This window comes from Paenibacillus sp. FSL H7-0326, assembly GCF_001955535.1.
Lineage (GTDB): Bacteria > Bacillota > Bacilli > Paenibacillales > Paenibacillaceae > Paenibacillus > Paenibacillus shunpengii.
The window spans coordinates 15020-32731 of the sequence record NZ_MPVN01000001.1; the positions used below are offsets into that span (position 1 = coordinate 15020).

A 17712-nucleotide genomic window follows, 5' to 3' on the forward strand; every position below is an offset into this window, starting at 1 on the left:
GAATTAGTGCGAATGCCTGTTTGCTGTTCGAACTTTCGGAACAGGGTTCCTGTACAAGTAGTGAAAAGCTGCGAGCAGGAGGATATGCATGACAGCGAACACAAAATACATATTGCTGAATACGGATGCTTCCAGGTTTCCATTTAGTCCATTCCACGCAGTCCCCGCTCCTTGATCAAGGAGTATACTGTAGAAGGAAGCGGCGATTGCGCCGGACATAAAATTAAGAGTAGAAACAAGCCCCATCCCTATTCCTGTATATTCTGGAGCAAGTGAACGGGACACGCTGTTAATCAGCGAAATTTGAAGACTCATTTGGCTTACAGTACCCACAATGAGGATAGCTGCTATCCAATAATGATGAACCCCTGCCCAAATGGACATCGCCATAAATGTAATGAACAAGAGACATGCCGATATCGAATAGACAAAGTGATTCCCACGGGCATCGACGACTTTTCCAATCCTTTTTCCAAGCAAGGCTGAAGCGATCGCTGCAGGAACCAACATAAATCCGACGATTCCCGAGGAAAGATCATTGACCTGTTGCAGCAGCAGCGGGGTCAGAAATGGGAACGAGAACCCAATCCCCTGTACAAGAACCAGAATAACCAGTCCGATGGCATACCCTTTCGATCGAAACAACTGAAGGGGGATAAATGGGGCTGACGTCAGCCTTGAACGAACAAGAAATAATATAAACAGGACTGACGCTGCTGAAAAATACAGTATGTTCGCTTGAGTCATCGACATCATAAGCAATACAAGCCTTTGAAATTGTTCAGTAAGAAATATCCAAACGCCAAATTCGGGATCATTCAAGCCACACATCATGAGATGGAGTCTTTATTAAATGAAGATCGGATTGATTATTGCCTGTCTTCCCTTCCGATCGCTGCATCGGATATCCAATCTGAATATCTCACGAAAGAAATTATTAATTTGGCACTCCCCCCAAACCATCCATTCTCTGATCGTGACAGGCTGCAACTGTCTGAAGTGAAACAAGAGCACTTTGTTGGTTACAAGGAAACTCATGCTCTCTACCATATCCAGAATGAATTTTGCCGTAAATCCGGAATATCACCCAATTTTGTATGCCGGGTGGATGAACCCTCCATGCTGCTCAAAATGGTTGAAGCAGGGATGGGAGTCGCCTTCGTATCCTCCTGTATTCGTGACTGGTCTCCCCAAGTGCAGCTAGTCAGCATCGTGGATGAGCATTCCAAAGCCTTGTTTCGTTTAACCTGGCATAAGAACCGCTATTTATCGAAAGCGGCTCTAGCTTTCAAGCAATTTTTAATAGACTACTATATGCAGGGTTTGAATTTAAACGAGAAGCTGGAAGATCGATGGCAGAACGAGGAAAAAATCTCTTCGTCAAGATAAATAAAAGAGCTGGACCGTATTCATGACGAATACGAGCCAGCTCTATAAGAACGAATACACACTATTAGTTAATAAATCCTTCCAGTGCAATGGTCGGTTTGCCGTCTGCGTTCCATGCGCCCTTGTTGTAACCCCCATTATAACCTGGGGTCGCTTGCGGTTCCCAATAGAATACACCGAGCCCCTTGCCTCCAGAAATATTACGCACATCATTTTTGATCTTGGTAATGAAGCTCTTGGCTGCCGAAGCCTGATTATAATCCATACCGATCTCGGATATGACAATCTCCTTCCCATACTTCGATATCAACTGATTCGCATTCGTTATGGTCTGATTCACCTTGGTGGTCCAATCAGAGGCCGATGGATATAGAGACAGTCCGATCACATCAAAATTAGCTCCATTTTGAACAAGACCTCCGATATTCCAGTCGAGCACAGCCTGATCATGTCCGTTCGCCAGGTGCACGATGGTTTTCGTATTCGGACTGATCGACTTCACGGCATTATGCCCGGTGTTCACGAGCCAAGCGTAATTTTTCATGTTCACAGAAGCTTTACCGTCATTCCATAACATGCCGTCATTCGTTTCATTACCAATTTGAACCCAATCCGGTGTAACCCCTTTGTTCTTCATTGTATTCATTACATAAATGGTGTGGGACCATACGGCGTCCATCAGCTGCTGAAAAGTGTAGTTTCCCCATGCATAAGGCTTATTCTGCTGTCCCGGATCTGCCCAAGAGTCACTGTAGTGCAAGGTCAGCATCACACTCATTCCCAGATTCTTCGCTCTAAGCGCGAGATCAGCTGCTTTCTCTGCATTCATATATCCGTTTGCATAATCACTCATGTTTGGATTCACCCATACACGCAAGCGTACGGAGTTCATCTGATAATCATTTTTCAAAATTTGCAGGATATCACGCTGCACCCCGTTCTTGTCCTTCCACTTGTATCCTGCTGCTTCCATCCCTGCTACCCAGCTGATATCCGCTCCTTTGGCAAAAGCAGGGGCTGCCTCTGCCTTACGATCTCCACCAGACGGGCCGAGCAGCATGAGTAACATCGAGAGACTCAAGAATATCAATCCAAATCTGTTTCGGTGCTTTTTCATACAAGACCTCCTATATCCAGTTCACTCTCCTCGGAAAGTGTTATCTGTATTGTAAACGCTATCATATGGACGTCCTAGGATATTTTTCCAACATTTTGGCACTTATTCTAACCTGACTAAAGGAGTAGGAATCGATGAGGTAAAAGGAGGTAAAAGAAAAAGCCCTCCATGAAGGACGACTTTTTTACGTTTAAGCAGGTTATCGAAAAGGCTTGAGTGCTTCCACATATTGCGGATACCAGTGATCCCACTCTTCTTTACTCTCTGTTAATGCTCTTCCATTTAACAAAGTCTCAATAGCATCAAGGCAGACATGCCAGCCTGCCAGATCCTTAGGGGTATGGTCTGTAAGAAAAGTGATTTTTTCTGAGAGTAGAAGCGTCGAAGTTTCGTCACTGTCGTCTGCGTGGATTTCAAATCGCACCTTGTCTTCTCCCCACTTAAATTCGAGTACCTTGCCCTCTACATAGTCCAATATCGGCATTTCCTCATAAGTCCCATCCTGCATATCAAACAGGATCATTCCCCCGGTTCCGAGTTCTTTCACCTCAAGCTCTGGAAACCACTCTTTCAATCGTTTGTTATCAATGAGCATTGCCCATACCTTATATGCAGGATGATTTAATTCGCGTTTGAATTCTGCGATGTAACCCAATTCATTTCTTTGAATATGAGCGATCATTTGAATGTCCCTCCTTCTTATATACACATCATTATACCGATAATATAAGGTCATTACGAATGATCAAAGCCGTCTATCCAGTCAACTACCCATAATGAGCTATTGGTTTTAGACTCGATGGTCTAAGCTACCTTCTTCGTCCGATGTAGAGTAAATGTGAGGATATACCAAGCAGCGCCGGGTCTTCTGCAGTTGAGATCATCAGCTCCACATATTTTCGGTAAGCCTCGTCGCCTTGATTTCTACAATAATCCACCTGTTCAGGTTGCAGCAATGCTCCGATACTGGTAGAGCCAATAAGACTAATCTTCTCAAATCCATGCTCCTGCATAAAAGGTTCGATGCCGGCTGTGTCGAAGTAGTACGCTCCCGTAAAACGCCCTTTATCCTCGTGATTAAATCTGCCTGTAGCCCAAAATTGCTCGAGATTATCCATCGTATGATTGGGTTTCCAGTGAGTTGGATTCAGTAATGAGTTCAGCAGCATGCGGGTGCGTGTCTGAAAGGCAACAAACACGACTCCACCTGATCTGGTAACTCGGTACAGCTCCCTCGCGGCTTTGGCTCGATCCGCTTCTTCCTGCAAATGGTACAATGGACCAAGCATCAGGGATGCATCAAAGGCTTCATCTGAAAATAAATGGAGGTCCGCTGCATTCAGCACATGAAATCCGTCAAATTGTGAATCCAGCTGTAAACGTGCTGCCTGTTCTTCTGCTATTCTCACAAGTCTGGGGGTCAGATCAGACAAGGTGACCCGATAGCCTTGCTTCGCCAGCTCCAAGGCATATTTACCTGGACCTGCCCCATTGTCCAGTACATGACCAGATGGCGGAAGGTATTTCCTTATATAATGCCAGTTCACTGTAAATTCCAGCGGTTCCCGATCCAGTCTTCCCCATTCATCAAAGGCTTCATAATAATCAATGATCTCTTTCATCATTACTTCCCCCTGCAATGGATATCTAGATAAACTGCCTGTTTGGCACCAAAAAAGCCCGTCGCCTCTAAAGAGGCGACAGGCCATCATTCCTTCGCGGTACCACTCTTCTTTATTCGAATGCGGGTCATGTGCACAAACGCATCCGAATCTTGAACAACCGTATATCGACGGTTAGCCGGTACAGCCTAAATGAAGACTCCAATATCAGCAAGAGTTCAATTCAGCTATACTGCTCCAGGGTGAGGTGTGCCTCTGCTTGAATCCCTGCCTTGCACCAACCGGCAGCTCTCTAAGTCATCATGCGGAAGCAGATCCCTTTCATCGCTTTTCGTGTTTTGAATTTCCACTATTATACATATAGAAAAGGTTATTGCCAAGCAAAGAATTTGCAAAAGCTCACGTAAGGTCTCTGATCATTTGTCCGATCTGCCCGCACCATGCTGTCTATTATTTCAAAATATAATGAGAAAGTACGCTCTGCACCTCGTAAATATTTGTGTTTTTATTAAATGTTTTTTGAAGCGGAACGGTAGAACTGGAAATGTAAATCTTAAGTTCAGCTTCCATGTCAAAATGTCCCGCCGTTTCAATGGAATAATGCGATATGCTCTTATAAGGGATCGAATGGTATTCCACCTTCTTGCCCGTAATCCCTTGTTTATCAACTAGGATTAATCTTTTGTCTGTGAAAATAAACAAGTCTCTTACCAGCTTATACGCCCGCTCAATTTGCTCATTAGGTGCCAGCAGAGCAGCAAATTCTTTTTGAACATCAGCCAAGTTCACTTGTGAAGCATTTCCTAATAATCCTTCTAAAAATCCCATAATGGTTCTCCTCCGTTCCTATAATAACTCCATTATATTAGAAAAAGTCCGAAATTAGCAGTCAGAATCTAGGAAACGATCAAAAAGGCAACATTCATGCGAGCGCAGTAGAACTCACGTGAACCTTGCCTTTCATCTACATATCATATTGTCATTCTCTAACCTTTTACCGCCCCGAGTGCAACGCTTCCGATAATCTGTTTGGAGAACACGGCGAACACGATAATAATAGGGACAATCGAGATGGCGACACCCAAGTACAGGAGTCCATAATCCATACCGTAATATCCCTGAACCAGTGCAACGAGCACCGGCAGTGGATATTTATCCAGTGAGAAGAACAATACAAGCGGAGTAAGGAAGTTGTTCCATGAGCCAATGAACGTAAATATGCCAAGCGCTGCTACCGCAGGTCCAAGAATCGGCAGCACAATCTGGTTAAAGGTTCTGAACTCTCCGCTCCCATCAACCCGTGATGACTCGATAATCTCATCCGGAATGCTGCTCTCGATGAATTGCTTGATGAAAAATACGTTGAAGGCATTGGCTGCCGCCGGCAATATGATGGCTGCATAGCTGTCCAGCATGCCGAGTGTACTGAACAGTCGATACATCCCGATCAGCGCCAGCTGCCCGGGTACCATCATCGTTGCCAGCAGGAACAGGAACAGCCAGGTGCGGCCTTTGAATTTATATTTTGCAAATCCAAAAGCCGTCAAGGCACCGATATACAGAGAGAGAATCGTGGAAGCTCCTGCGATAAAGATGCTGTTCCCGAAGCCCCGCCAAATGTTGATCTTGGAAGCCATATTGGCATAATTGTCGGGCAGGAACGAACCCGGAAGAAAGGTGAAGGTTGACGCGATCGTAGCATTGTTATGGGTAGAATAGATCAGCATGAGATAGAACGGGATAATACAAATAATGGCTAGCGCAATTAGAAAAAGATAGATCAATACTTTGCCAGGTGTCAGCCGATTTACCTTTGCTTTTCTCTCATAAGCCATGCTTTGCTCTAATGATTTGGCCGTTTGCATCCTCATTCCCCCCTCTTATGAGCTGCTCTTGCGTTTGGTCATCATGAACGAGGCAACCGACAACAAAATAATGATCACGAACAAGCAGAAGGCAATGGCTGCTCCATAACCAAAACGCGTGCTTTGGAAAGCAACATTGTACAGATACATAATGCTTGTCATGGCTGCCCGGTCAGGTCCCCCCGTTCCGTTCGTCAGTGTAAAGGGCTGATCAAAGATTTGAATGCCGCCGATGATGGACGTAATGATCTGGAACAAAATAATCGGGCGCAGCATAGGAACGATGATGTGAAGGAAGATATGCTTCTTCTCCGCGCCGTCAATTTGGGCCGCTTCCTGCAAGGAAGGGTCGATGCCCTGCAGGCCTGCAAGATAGATCACCATGGAGTAGCCAAAATATTGAAAGAACAAGATCGCCGATACGATCAGCCGCATGAACCAAGGATCGTTCTTCCAATTGATCGGATTCTCAATGAGACCCACCTGGACTAGAAAGTGATTGAGTCCCCCGGACTGCCAATCAAAGATCAAGCTCACCAGCAAACCTAAGGAAGCTGCAGTGACGATGTTCGGAAAGAAATATACGGCCCTAAAAAAATCTCTTCCCTTGAGAAGCTTGTCATTTAGGATAAAAGCCAATACCAGCGACACGGTCAGCTGAGGAACTACCGATATTCCCCATATGAATAACGTATTAAACAGTGTCTTCCAAAAGAGCGGATCCTGCACGACCGCCGAGTAATTGCCAAGGCCGACGAACTCCGGCGTCGTAATTCCGTCCCAGTTGGTGAAACTGATGTATAAGCTGTACAGAATCGGATAAAGTCCAAAGATGAGAAAAATGATGAAAAACGGAGCAATAAAATAATAACCATAGTGGTCTTTGCGTATGGACTTAGCAAACATTCATTGGTCCCCCCCGTCATCGGTTTCCTATTCAGGTTCTTTCGTATTCAGCATTTCACTCCAATCCTTCGAGCTCTGGAAATCTCAATTTGACGTCGCGTTTAATCCTCTTTATCGCTTCCTCCTTCGTTTGAATGTCGTTGTTCAGATACAGCTGAAGGACGTTTTTGAATATATCATTGTTGATCACCGTGTCATATTTCGTTCTTTCATAGACAGGTACGTCTTTTGCTGCTTCTGAGAAGAACTCAAAATGCTTCTGCCCGCCAAGATAATCCGACGTTACTGTCTCTGCCAGCTGATCATTCACGATCATGTTGCTCGTAAAGTAGTCTTGTTCCTGTGCCAGCTGAGACAGAAATTCGTGGTCAAAGTTATAAAACTCAATAAACTTCCAGGCCAGATCCTTCTTGTCACTATTGCTGTACATGGCAATATAGGTTCCACCCGAGCTGAATCCTGTTGGTCCTTTAGCGAGCCCCCACAGGCCAGAAGTGTCCGGAGCATTGGCCTTAAAGGTGTATTGGAGCCCCCAGGTGGCTGCTGGGTAAAACATGACGGTACCCTTCTGCATGGAAGCAGCGGAGCCTGCACTTCCTTCTTCATATTCCGCAAGCACCTTACGTTCTCTCGCTTCTCTAACAAGGTCCAGAATTTCCAGATACGTATCATCCATGACAAACTTGCCGTCTTGTACCCAGGGTATTCCGTCATAAGAGTTCGAGATCGCGTTCCAGTTCGCCAAAGCATGGACTTGGTTGCCGCTCTCCTGCTGTACCCGTTCGCCGATCTCAAAGATTTTGTCCCATGTGTCAATTTGCTTGCTGACCTCTTCGGGATCATCTGTCCCCAAGTATTCCTTCGCCAGATCCCGCCGGTAATAGATAGCTCCCGGAGTTGCCTGATAACCAATTGCTCTAACATTTCCTTCACTGTCTTTCTCATTGGCCTGGACAAAAGGATACTGCTCAGGAAGCAGTTCGTCCGCATGGTAAGGTGCCTCCGACAGATTTTGCAGGTAAGGCACATCAATCAGCTCTCTAATGTTAGCGTTTTCAATCATAAAGACATCAGGTGCCTTGGAGCTGGTCTGAAGTGCCGACTTCAGCTTGGTGATATAGAAATTACCCGGAATGTTGACAAAATTAACCTTAATGTCCGGGTACTTCTCCTCGAACTTCTCAATCGCATAGCCGGCTTCATCCGTGAAGCTCCACACCGTGATCTCGTTATCATTAGATTCGGCCAAGGCCTGGAGCTGACAGCCTGACAGCAATACGGCTGAGCATAGAAGTACAAGCAGCACTAGATGATGGCGTTTAACCTGCGGCTTCCGGTGACGAGAAAATAGATTCATGAGCTCCCTCCTTCAATTAAGGAAACGCTTACATTTTATTCGATTATATTGATTTTGAAGTAGGCTTTCTTCACCAATATTGTTCATCATCCTTCATATTTTGCGTTGTTTGTTTTATGCTTCTTTCGAAAATCGGACGGGGTGCAGTTATTATATTTTTTGAACAGGCGGTTAAATGAGTTAATATTGTTAAATCCGTGGCTTACCGCAATATCAAGAATGGAATCCTCACTGAACAGCAGCGCCCATTCCGACTTGATAATTCGAAAATGATTCAAATACTCCATCAGCGTGATGCCCTTAATGTCCTTGAACAGCTTGCAGACGTAAAATTTACTAAATTTAATATGATCAGCGACCTGATCCAGCTTGATATTCTCAGCGTAATGCTCCTCCAGATATTCACATACCCCCTCAATAAACTCAAACTTCTTCGAGGTTGTAATTTGCCAGTTAAGCGCATCGGAATCCTCACTAGGATCGATTGTGCGCAGGAGCTGTACAATAAAGTCATACAGCCTTGCAATCATGGCCCATTTATAACCTGCCTGTCTGTTGCTCTCTTCCGCTGAAAGCGCACTGAGGTACTCTCCTAATGCTCTTTCTTTACATGTGGATGCAGGAATAACGGATGTTTTATTAAATAACTGCTTCATACCAAGCCAATCTGTGTCTTCTATAAAGCTACTCGTAAACAGCTCCATTCGAAACAATATAATGGTCAAATTCTGCGTTCCCGGCAAAAAACAATGCACATCTCCAGGCTTGATCACCAGCACATCGCCTTTTTGAAGCTCATAAATACTGCTGTTCACGCCAATACGCCCGTAGTCCCCTTCGACAAATACCATCTCCACCTCTTCATGCCAATGTGCTGCATAGTTAAATTGATCACCCGTATGAATAACCCTGATAGGAAAACCTTCTGTCATATGACCTGTTTCAAGAAATGTCGGTACGCCCATTCTCTCCACCCTTTCCTATTCGTTTTTATCACACTACCTTATTATAGTTATGCTCCCCCGGTTCGTACCAGCAAAAATATAAATAAGCCGCTGTTTTCAATATAAATGAAAGCAGCGGCTTATGCAGGAATCCACCTTGATTTCGAGATCATAAATGAGGTTTTATTGTAATTTACTTCAGTTAATTAGGTCTTCAAAGTAATTCTTCACTTCCTGAATGCTCTGCGTACGAAGTACAATTTCGTGATTATCGGTAATTAACATCGTCGGAATCTCTTCAACATCCACCCGTTTCGCTCTAATCTGGTCATCGGCAGTGTTGATGTCATACAATTGTATACCTTGAATAACCTCCAGCAAATCCTCACTTGAGTTCATATACTCAAGCAGCTCGTTATCTAGCTCTCTGCTCGAATCGCGAAACAGATGAATTATGTACATCCCTTCTGTATCGGATAGAAAATAAGAAAGCTCAGCTTCCTTGCTGCTCCCGCTGCAGCCTGCAGCACATAGGAACAGAAGCACAACGAGCAACTTGAATTTTCTCAATTGAACCTCCACTTAATCAAGCACAATGGTCTTGTTCATTTCAGCCCAGGTAGCAGGACCTATAATTCCAAGACGCCATAGAGCAATGCCTTTCAGATCATATCGCTTCGCAAGACCAATCTTCGTATTAATGCTAGCTGCAGTTTCGCTGCCACGGGATATCCCCAGAATAAGCTTATCCTTGTCAACCTGCTTCAGTGCCAGCTGTATGGCTTCATCCACCTTTGCCACGGGCTCAGGACTTTTTTCATCTCCATAGGCATACGCCATGATGACAAGATCATCCGCAAGATTTGAGAGCGTCTTATAGTCATAGCCTTGATACACGCTGTTCAGTGCATGCACAATGACGGTCAGCTTCATGTCTTGCTGCTTGGCTCTTAAAGACAGCTCTTTGACAAATGCATTATAATCGCTCTTTACCTTGGATTTATCACCAGTCATCCCGAGTCCTTCGAGGTCCAGTGCAATGCCTTTGAAGCCTTTTTCTGTTGCTGCCTCCATTATGCTGTCTATCGTTTGACTTCGCAGTTCCTTGTCTTCGAGGTTCTTCGTCAGCTCCAGCATGCCATCTACGGAATATACCATGAGAAAGGGAGTTGTTCCTTCCGATGCAGCATCATTAATAATCGATTCACCAGTAATCTCTCCTGATGGAGCTGGCCATCTGTACTCATCCCCTGTTAACGTAAAATTACCTTCTCGATCAATACGGCTCCAGCCAAACGCGGCAGCGTCAAAATGATGGAGATAGGAAATTTCATCAAAGGAACGCAGAGCATAATAGCCAAGCGTGTACATCTCTTCTCTAGGCGATGTAATGGATACCGTCTTGGACGCTTGGTTCCAGCCTACGCCCGCACCAAACTGCTGACTGAAGAAGCTAAGTGGAATCATCGTTGTATTGCTGATTGTCCTCGGGGCTAACGTTAATGAGACGTTTTGTCCGTTTACTTTTGCTGTCTTGCTGCCGAGAGTGAGTTCAACTGTCTTTTTAATGCCATCCGACAGCTTGGAAGCCGTTATTTTCTTTGCCTTCTGGTTCCATACCACGTTGATCCCAAGCGCTTCGGATATGGCTCTGAAAGGGACCATCGTTGTTCCGCTAATGACGACCGGCTCTACTGGAAAAGGCAAAGGATAATTGTCCAGCATAATCTTCACTTGATTGGTGCTCGCCGCTTGTGCAAACGGAGCTGCAGCTCCACCTGCTGCTGAACCTAATACAATGGCGCAGCTGAGCAGTATTTTTCCCCATTGCTTCATTTCTCGCTCGTCTCCCATTCTGAGTCATTATAGTAAAAGCTGTATCTATCAACGCTGCATATTTTACTATAATAATAGAAGAAATAGGTTAATTTTCTTTAATCTGATAACATATCTCTTCATATTTGTTGCATTTACAACAATTATGAGGTAAGTTTATTATGTGGTTTTTGTTGTATATGCAACAATAAGTTTAAGGAGTTGAGTTATGACGGAGATTCTTCGTGAAATTGGAATGATAGCAAGAGCATTAGATTCTATAAGTAATATCGAGTTCAAAGAATACGATCTGACTAAAGGCCAATATCTGTATCTAGTGCGAATTTGTGAAAAACCCGGAATTATTCAAGAAAAGTTGGCTGAAATGATTAAAGTAGATCGAACTACAGCAGCTCGTGCTGTAAAAAAACTCGAAATGAGTGGCTTTATTGAAAAAAAAGAGGACAAGCATAATAAAAAAATAAAGAAACTCTTTTCTACAGAAAAAGGAATGACTACTTATCCTTTTATTAAGGAAGAGAACGATTATTCTGAACGTGTTGCTTTAGAAGGGTTCTCAGACATAGAAACAGAAAACATGCTTCACTTTCTCAAAAGAATAAGATCAAATATCGAAAAAGATTGGGAATATGTAAAAAGAGGAAAAAAAAGAATTTATTAAAAATACATTGGGATGTGACATATTCATATGGTTGTTAACATAAAAAAATGCACTCGTGAAGATGTGCTCCTGCTCCAAGAAATAAGTATTGAAACATTTAATGACACATTCAGAAATCAAAACTCACCAGAAAATATGAATTCCTATCTGGCAAAAGCATTTCATTCCAAACAGTTGGAAAAAGAACTGTCCAATATTTCATCTGATTTCTATTTTGTTTATTTCAATAATGTAACCGCTGGGTATTTAAAGATTAATATCAATGATGCTCAATCTGAACTAATGGGTGATGAATCACTTGAAATAGAAAGAATATATATCAGGAACAAATTTCAAAAACATGGCCTTGGCAAGCAATTGTTAAATAGAGCTATTGAAATAGCATTAGAACGTAACAAAACAAAAATTTGGTTAGGTGTTTGGGAGAAGAATGAGCCAGCCATCGCATTTTATAAGAAAATGGGATTTGTCCAAACCGGATCTCACCCTTTTTTGATGGGCGATGAAGAGCAAATTGACCTTATAATGTCTAGACCCCTTTCATAAGCAGCTCAAGCGACATTCTAAAAATAAGAAAAAGCCAACCTTGTTTAAGGCTGGCTTGAATTTACATATTACAGGTACAAGGCGTCTACGTAAGCTTGATCCTCTTGACCTTTGGGAGTATACCCTTCTTTTATTAACGTACGAATCGTTGTTTCCTTGAGCACCCAGACTAAATATTTATTCAATATCGCCCATAGGAGAATGCCCAGCAGGAAAAATGGAATGAGCGAGACGGACATAATTATGGAGAAAAAGAGCAGCATGATCTGCGCAAAGATAAAATACAAAATAATGAGGCTTGGAGCAAGCATTTTACTTGCCCTCACCTGACGATATACTTTAAACAGCTTGAAGGATGCTGTCCAATTCAGCTTGCCCTTTGCTTTGACAGGTACTTCAGCCGCTGTATCTCCCTTTAACATATAGAGTAGTGATTTTTGGTCTTTCTTCTTGTTCAACGAATGGTTCCACCTTTTTTGATATAAGATCTGATATTGTATGCTAGTGTTTTGCTACCACTTCTACAATACCACATCCGAATTCAATATTGAAATATGCTCAGGATCTAGAGATCTCTCACAGCCTCATGCAATATACGAAAGGATTCCTTGCGCTTATCCAAATCGTAGATAAAGGACAATGCCATCAGCTCATCGAACAGATACTGTTCCTGCAGCTCGGTTACTTTTCTCTGTATAGTTTGCTTAGAGCCTATGATATGAGCCTGTTTAATGGAGTCCACTAGTTCCTTGTCACGCAGAGACAGCTCGGCTTCATTCCAGGCTTCCGGACTGTCCATTCGCAGCACTCTCCCTTTTCTTAAATAGAAGGTAAACTGTATGGAAGTCTTTGCAAGCTCTTCTGCTTCTTCATCCGTATCTGCCGCGATCACCCGAATCGCCGCCAGCCCGTAAGGATCATGAAGACCCTCATGAGGTACAAAACTCCTTCTATATTCACGGAAAGCGGAATAGAGCTGCTCCTCCTGCCCTGGTGAGAAATAAGCAAAGGCGTACCGAAGACCCATGGATGCGGCAAGCCGCGCACTGGAGCGACTCGTCCCGAGAAGCCACAGCTCCGGAATGAACTGAGTACGTGGGGTGGTCATCAATCCTCTTAATGGATGGGACACAGGGAGTACTCTTCCTAGATATTCTTGCAGACTACGCAGCTGATCTGTAAAGGTATCCGGGTCTCGAAGCTGCAGGTCCTGTAACGCCTTAGTCGAATTCGGTAAACCACCAGGGGATCTGCCTACCCCCAAATCCACTCGATTGGGCGCAAGCGCAGATAGTACTTTGAAATTCTCAGCGACCTTGTACGAACTGTAATTTTGCAGCATAACACCGCCTGAACCAATCCGCATATTTGACGTCATCGCGGCGATATAACCGAGAAGCACTTCTGGCGAAGAACCGCCCATCGCATCGGTGCTATGGTGCTCAGCTACCCAATACCGTGTATATCCAAGTTGATCAGCAAACTTTGCCAGCTGGGCCGTTTCGTTAAAAGCCAATTCAGGAGTGCCCTTCACTTTCAGCGGTGTTTGATCCAGTATACTGACGCGCATTGTACACTCCTCCTTCTGTCTTGCATGTTGATTTTAAGATGCTGAGTTACGTTAATTGCACCTTCTATGTATTATAAAAGATTTTGACGGATGCTCCTAATTCAGAAATTTAGTTTACATAATGTTTAATATGTAGAGTATAATTATAGATCTTGGCGAAAAAGATCCGCCATATAGGCGAATCCCCTTTAAAAATTCATTTTAACCTTCAATTATACCTTTCTCGATCAGAAAATCACGAGCCACATCATCTTCAAGAAGGGCATCTACATTTACTTGTGCATTATGGTCCTGCATTTCCTGCTCCGTCAGGAAGCCTTTCAGCTCATTGGCAATCCACTCCAGCTCAGGATACTGTTCAAGTGTTTTGAGGCGACATTTGTTTACATAATATTTATTACGAAAATTGTTGATATCCGTTATACTTTTTTTCTAAATCGCATCTCTAGTTGATCTAGTTTACATTCATTGATAGTTTATATAAAAACAGACATATTCTCTCGTTATGAGTGAACATGTCTGTCTTTGTCTTGTTCCGGTTGCATTTTTTGATGAATAAAATGGGCCGTTCGATCGTACATTTCTCGTCTCCCACTGCCACGATCACATCATCATCTCTTATTTCAACATAAGGGCCAGGCGAGATCGAATCTGCCTTAATTGTAATTTCCTCAGGCCGGTAAGAAATTCCCCGTTTACAATCCTTTTAAAGCAATCGGCTATGAATTAAATAAAAATGTTATCGTCTGAATTAAATTGAATTTTGATTCACTTATTTAGTTTACATAATATTCATTACGGAAATTTGAATTATCTACTGTTACCAGCATCACTATAATCAGGAACGACAATATCCAGCATCGCCATCGCCTGCTCCTTCTCCCGATTCGTAACGTGAGTGTATACGGTTGTCGTCTGAATCGACGAATGACCCAGCAATTCCTGCACTGTACGCAAATCAGCGCCTTTACGAAGCATCATCGTAGCAAAGGAATGCCGGAGCTTATGACTCGAATAGGATACGTGCTGTGCAGGAGGTACATCTTTCTGAAAACGCTCAAACGCTTCAGAAGCAATTAGCTGTATCGTACGTATGGACAGCCTTCTCCCCTGCTGGGATACGAACAAAGCATCCTCCTTCGACTTCCGAGGTGAAATCCTTTTATAGATCACATCCTTCAGCACTTCACCAACAGCATCGGGTACAGGAAGCAGCCTCCACTTACGGCCTTTGCCGAATACACTCAGCGTTTTTCTCTCGGCGTTGTAATCACCTAAATTGAGCAAATGAACCTCACCTACACGCAGTCCCATATAGCCCATGAGCAAAAAGATCGCCATATTCCGTTCCCGGTATTTCCCCTCTACTGATGCCATGAAACGTGATAGATGCTGTTCATCCATAAAAACAGGAACTCTATTCTTCTCTGTCTTGGATTTCTTAATTCCAGCCGCCGGATTAACCGTAAGGAGCTCCAGCTCAATTAGAGCTTTGAAAAAGCAATTCACGGCTGCATGCTTCCGATTCCTAGTCGCATCACTAATACCACGGTCACGTGCCTTGGATAAGAAGGACAGCACTTGAAGCCGTTTTACCCGATCAATCGGTTTTCCTTCCAGCGTGTCTAAAAATTCAGATACATCACTCTTGTAAGATTTCACGGTATAACCTGTGTAGCCCGCATCCTTCAACCAGATGTCAAAGGCCTCGAGCTCCTCCGCATAAGTATCCTGTATGTAATCTGTCATCATGCTCGTCTTCACCACTTTCTAAGCTGCTGTTAAACTGACCAAGTGATCGAGTGCAGATATAAAAATAGATTAAATCAAAAACTGCGTATAATTTATATTATACGCAGTTTTTTTGTGGAAAGAAAGCGGAATTAAACGCTAAAAGCTGTATCATATCCTCATCTGACACAGCTTTTTTGAATGGCTATGTTCCTCGTTGGATTGAATTATCAGTGTCTCATCGGTACCTTATTATACATGTATTGAAAATGCGGCATAAATAAGCAACAATCCCATAAGTACGTTAAATGGCCTCTCGTTCTTGGCAAGAAAACGTTGAAACAAAGATCCAAACATAGCCCAGCTGGAAGTTGACAGGAAAGAAATAAAAGCCAAAAAGATTGAAAACAAAATAAGGCTTAAGCTCGAATTATAGTGAGGAAGGATGTAAGTAGATACCGCTGTCAGGCCGTACAAAATCCCTTTCGGATTCATAAACTGCAACAACACGCCTGTTAAGAAAGTGTACGGCTTCGTCTCCTCTTCCTTTTTTTGTGGCTTGCTCCTCATTATGCCGATCGCCAAATAGATCATGTACATACTACCTATAATCGCCAACGCGAATTCGATCTTGGGTATAAATCGGAACAAGAGAAGATTAAAACAACTGCAGAACAGCATAACTACAAAAAATCCGGTCATTACGCCGCAACTAAAAGGCAGTGTCTTTTTATAACCGTATCGTGACGCATTCGACATTGAGAGGATATTGTTTGGCCCTGGAGTAAAAGAGCCTACGAATACATAAATCAAAAAAGACATGAAGAGCATATGTTTTTCACCCCTATGTATGTTATAATTATACAAAATGTGCGTTTTAACGTATACTATTACGCTTTATATTGTACAATATAGACGTTATAAAGCACAACAGACGAAGGGAGCATTTTGTTGAATATTAATTCTGTGCTTGCAAAAAATTTGAAGAGTTTGCGGAATCAGAGAAAGCTTAGTCTCGATAAAGTCTCTGATCTAACAGGGGTCAGCAAGACGATGTTAGGCCAAATTGAACGCGGCGAGTCCAGCCCAACGATACAAACGGTATGGAAAATAGCGAACGGATTAAAAATTTCATTTACCTCGTTAATTAACGAGCCTGCCGAAGATACGGTGATCGTGTCCAAAAACGAAACGAAAGCGATCTATGACGATAATGAAAAGTTTAGAGTATACCCTTATTTCCCTTTTGAAGACGGCAGGCGTTTTGAGGTTTATTCGCTTGAGATCGATAAAAGTGGTTATTTGAGTGCTGAGCCTCATGAGGAAGGAACGGAGGAATTCATCACCGTATTCGATGGTCAGTTAACGGTTCGGTTTAACGGGGAGGAATATACATTGAACGTTGGAGACTCCATCCGGTTTCGTGCCGATCGCCAGCATGTGTACCACAATTCAGGAACCGAAATCACCCGTGCCAGCATGATTATTTATTATTCGAATTCTTGAGAGGATGCAGGTAACAATCGCAAATGAGATCGGCTATCAAAATATTTTCTTGGACAATAAGAAAACAGCTGGCTCCTTAACCAGCTGCATCTAAGTTCTGTAGGAAAGAGATCTCTTGTTTTGTCATTTTCCTCAATCAGGACATTCATTACCTCTAGTGTACTGATGAACCCATTCTTTTATTTGAAGGGCAACTTGAGTGACATCCGTCTCCGTAGTATCAATTGTAGGCATGGGTGGATTATAAGCCTCTCCAGCAATTTCAAGCAATCGAGCTGCAAAGTTAAGATGGTTCTGAATCTCTTCCTCTGGCCAATTTCTCTCACGAAGGCGTTTTTCCCGTGTTACATCATGACAATGTAGGTTCAGATAATACACATGCTTGAAGAACGAAAAGTCTGCACATTTCTCAATATCCCACGGCATCATGGTTCCGCATATAATCGTCATACGTCCACTCTCCGCGATATTTCGGGCAACTCTCAGCCAAATATTTCGGATCTTCTCCCAATCGTGCCCAACAAAATCAACAAGATGATCAGGATCAAAAATATCAAATTCAGGCATTATTCTTCGCAGATCCTGAATTACATAGGATTTCCCGGAACCGCTTGCACCAGTTACGATAAATAAAGGTAATTTACTCTCCATTGCTTCAACCT

21 protein-coding genes are annotated in these 17712 nt (G+C 43.2%); 4 read left to right on the forward strand and 17 right to left on the reverse strand.

Features of this window, described 5'->3' with window-relative positions; translation table 11 throughout:
- Positions 1 to 3: 3 nt before the first annotated feature.
- A complete protein-coding gene (locus BK126_RS00045; RefSeq protein ID WP_179085492.1) occupies positions 4 to 756 on the reverse strand; it encodes an MFS transporter in 753 nt (250 codons plus the stop codon).
- 15 nt (positions 757 to 771) lie between these two features.
- On the opposite strand from BK126_RS00045, the gene BK126_RS00050 reads away from it, so the two are divergent.
- Positions 772 to 1389 (forward strand): LysR family transcriptional regulator substrate-binding protein, encoded by a 618-nt coding sequence (locus tag BK126_RS00050; protein ID WP_179085493.1) that lies wholly within the window; start codon positions 772 to 774, stop codon positions 1387 to 1389.
- Between the two features lie 64 nt (positions 1390 to 1453).
- On the opposite strand, the gene BK126_RS00055 is transcribed toward BK126_RS00050, so the two are convergent.
- The 10 genes from BK126_RS00055 to BK126_RS00100 all read right to left on the reverse strand — a co-directional run bounded on the left by BK126_RS00055 (position 1454) and on the right by BK126_RS00100 (position 11036).
- Positions 1454 to 2506, reverse strand: coding sequence for a glycoside hydrolase family 53 protein (locus BK126_RS00055; RefSeq protein WP_076310722.1), 1053 nt, complete (start codon positions 2504 to 2506; stop codon positions 1454 to 1456).
- Positions 2507 to 2705: 199 nt separating this feature from the next.
- Positions 2706 to 3188: an SRPBCC domain-containing protein gene (locus tag BK126_RS00060; RefSeq protein WP_076310723.1), complete on the reverse strand. Its 483-nt coding sequence runs from the start codon at positions 3186 to 3188 to the stop codon at positions 2706 to 2708.
- 127 nt (positions 3189 to 3315) lie between these two features.
- On the reverse strand, positions 3316 to 4128 hold the full coding sequence (locus BK126_RS00065; RefSeq protein ID WP_076310724.1) for a class I SAM-dependent methyltransferase: 813 nt from the start codon (positions 4126 to 4128) through the stop codon (positions 3316 to 3318).
- Positions 4129 to 4578: 450 nt separating this feature from the next.
- A complete protein-coding gene (locus tag BK126_RS00070) occupies positions 4579 to 4956 on the reverse strand; it encodes a PH domain-containing protein (RefSeq protein WP_076310725.1) in 378 nt (125 codons plus the stop codon).
- A gap of 158 nt (positions 4957 to 5114) precedes the next feature.
- Complete coding sequence (locus tag BK126_RS00075; protein ID WP_083655657.1) at positions 5115 to 5993, reverse strand: carbohydrate ABC transporter permease; 879 nt, start codon at positions 5991 to 5993, stop codon at positions 5115 to 5117.
- Between the two features lie 15 nt (positions 5994 to 6008).
- The gene (locus BK126_RS00080; protein ID WP_076310726.1) at positions 6009 to 6899 is read right to left on the reverse strand and encodes a carbohydrate ABC transporter permease; all 891 of its coding nucleotides are present in this window, start codon (positions 6897 to 6899) and stop codon (positions 6009 to 6011) included.
- A 55-nt stretch (positions 6900 to 6954) separates the two neighbouring features.
- Positions 6955 to 8256: an ABC transporter substrate-binding protein gene (locus BK126_RS00085; protein WP_076310727.1), complete on the reverse strand. Its 1302-nt coding sequence runs from the start codon at positions 8254 to 8256 to the stop codon at positions 6955 to 6957.
- An 86-nt stretch (positions 8257 to 8342) separates the two neighbouring features.
- Entirely contained in the window at positions 8343 to 9221 is an 879-nt protein-coding gene (locus BK126_RS00090; protein WP_076310728.1) for an AraC family transcriptional regulator, read from the reverse strand.
- 177 nt (positions 9222 to 9398) lie between these two features.
- Positions 9399 to 9770 carry a hypothetical protein gene (locus BK126_RS00095; RefSeq protein ID WP_076310729.1) on the reverse strand — a complete coding sequence of 124 codons (372 nt, stop codon included), beginning with the start codon at positions 9768 to 9770 and terminating at the stop codon, positions 9399 to 9401.
- A 12-nt stretch (positions 9771 to 9782) separates the two neighbouring features.
- The gene (locus tag BK126_RS00100) at positions 9783 to 11036 is read right to left on the reverse strand and encodes a stalk domain-containing protein (RefSeq protein ID WP_076310730.1); all 1254 of its coding nucleotides are present in this window, start codon (positions 11034 to 11036) and stop codon (positions 9783 to 9785) included.
- A gap of 208 nt (positions 11037 to 11244) precedes the next feature.
- On the opposite strand from BK126_RS00100, the gene BK126_RS00105 reads away from it, so the two are divergent.
- Both BK126_RS00105 and paiA read left to right on the forward strand, forming a co-directional pair.
- A complete protein-coding gene (locus tag BK126_RS00105; protein WP_076310731.1) occupies positions 11245 to 11697 on the forward strand; it encodes a MarR family winged helix-turn-helix transcriptional regulator in 453 nt (150 codons plus the stop codon).
- Positions 11698 to 11724: 27 nt separating this feature from the next.
- Positions 11725 to 12243 (forward strand): spermidine/spermine N(1)-acetyltransferase, encoded by a 519-nt coding sequence (gene paiA / locus BK126_RS00110; RefSeq protein ID WP_076310732.1) that lies wholly within the window; start codon positions 11725 to 11727, stop codon positions 12241 to 12243.
- A gap of 68 nt (positions 12244 to 12311) precedes the next feature.
- Here paiA and BK126_RS00115 read toward each other — a convergent pair whose 3' ends face one another.
- From BK126_RS00115 to BK126_RS00135, 5 genes are all read right to left on the reverse strand, one after another.
- Complete coding sequence (locus BK126_RS00115) at positions 12312 to 12701, reverse strand: hypothetical protein (RefSeq protein WP_076310733.1); 390 nt, start codon at positions 12699 to 12701, stop codon at positions 12312 to 12314.
- A gap of 107 nt (positions 12702 to 12808) precedes the next feature.
- Positions 12809 to 13813: an LLM class flavin-dependent oxidoreductase gene (locus BK126_RS00120; protein WP_076310734.1), complete on the reverse strand. Its 1005-nt coding sequence runs from the start codon at positions 13811 to 13813 to the stop codon at positions 12809 to 12811.
- A gap of 201 nt (positions 13814 to 14014) precedes the next feature.
- Entirely contained in the window at positions 14015 to 14236 is a 222-nt protein-coding gene (locus tag BK126_RS28945; RefSeq protein WP_143757645.1) for a glycine betaine ABC transporter substrate-binding protein, read from the reverse strand.
- Positions 14237 to 14623: 387 nt separating this feature from the next.
- Positions 14624 to 15565, reverse strand: a complete 942-nt coding sequence (locus BK126_RS00130; protein ID WP_076310735.1) for a tyrosine-type recombinase/integrase — start codon at positions 15563 to 15565, stop codon at positions 14624 to 14626.
- A 231-nt stretch (positions 15566 to 15796) separates the two neighbouring features.
- Positions 15797 to 16375, reverse strand: a complete 579-nt coding sequence (locus BK126_RS00135) for a LysE family transporter (RefSeq protein ID WP_076310736.1) — start codon at positions 16373 to 16375, stop codon at positions 15797 to 15799.
- A 117-nt stretch (positions 16376 to 16492) separates the two neighbouring features.
- Here BK126_RS00135 and BK126_RS00140 point away from each other — a divergent pair, with 117 nt between their 5' ends.
- Positions 16493 to 17050: a helix-turn-helix domain-containing protein gene (locus BK126_RS00140; RefSeq protein WP_076310737.1), complete on the forward strand. Its 558-nt coding sequence runs from the start codon at positions 16493 to 16495 to the stop codon at positions 17048 to 17050.
- A gap of 132 nt (positions 17051 to 17182) precedes the next feature.
- Here BK126_RS00140 and BK126_RS00145 read toward each other — a convergent pair whose 3' ends face one another.
- Positions 17183 to 17701 (reverse strand): DEAD/DEAH box helicase family protein, encoded by a 519-nt coding sequence (locus BK126_RS00145; protein ID WP_076310738.1) that lies wholly within the window; start codon positions 17699 to 17701, stop codon positions 17183 to 17185.
- Positions 17702 to 17712 lie beyond the last annotated feature (11 nt).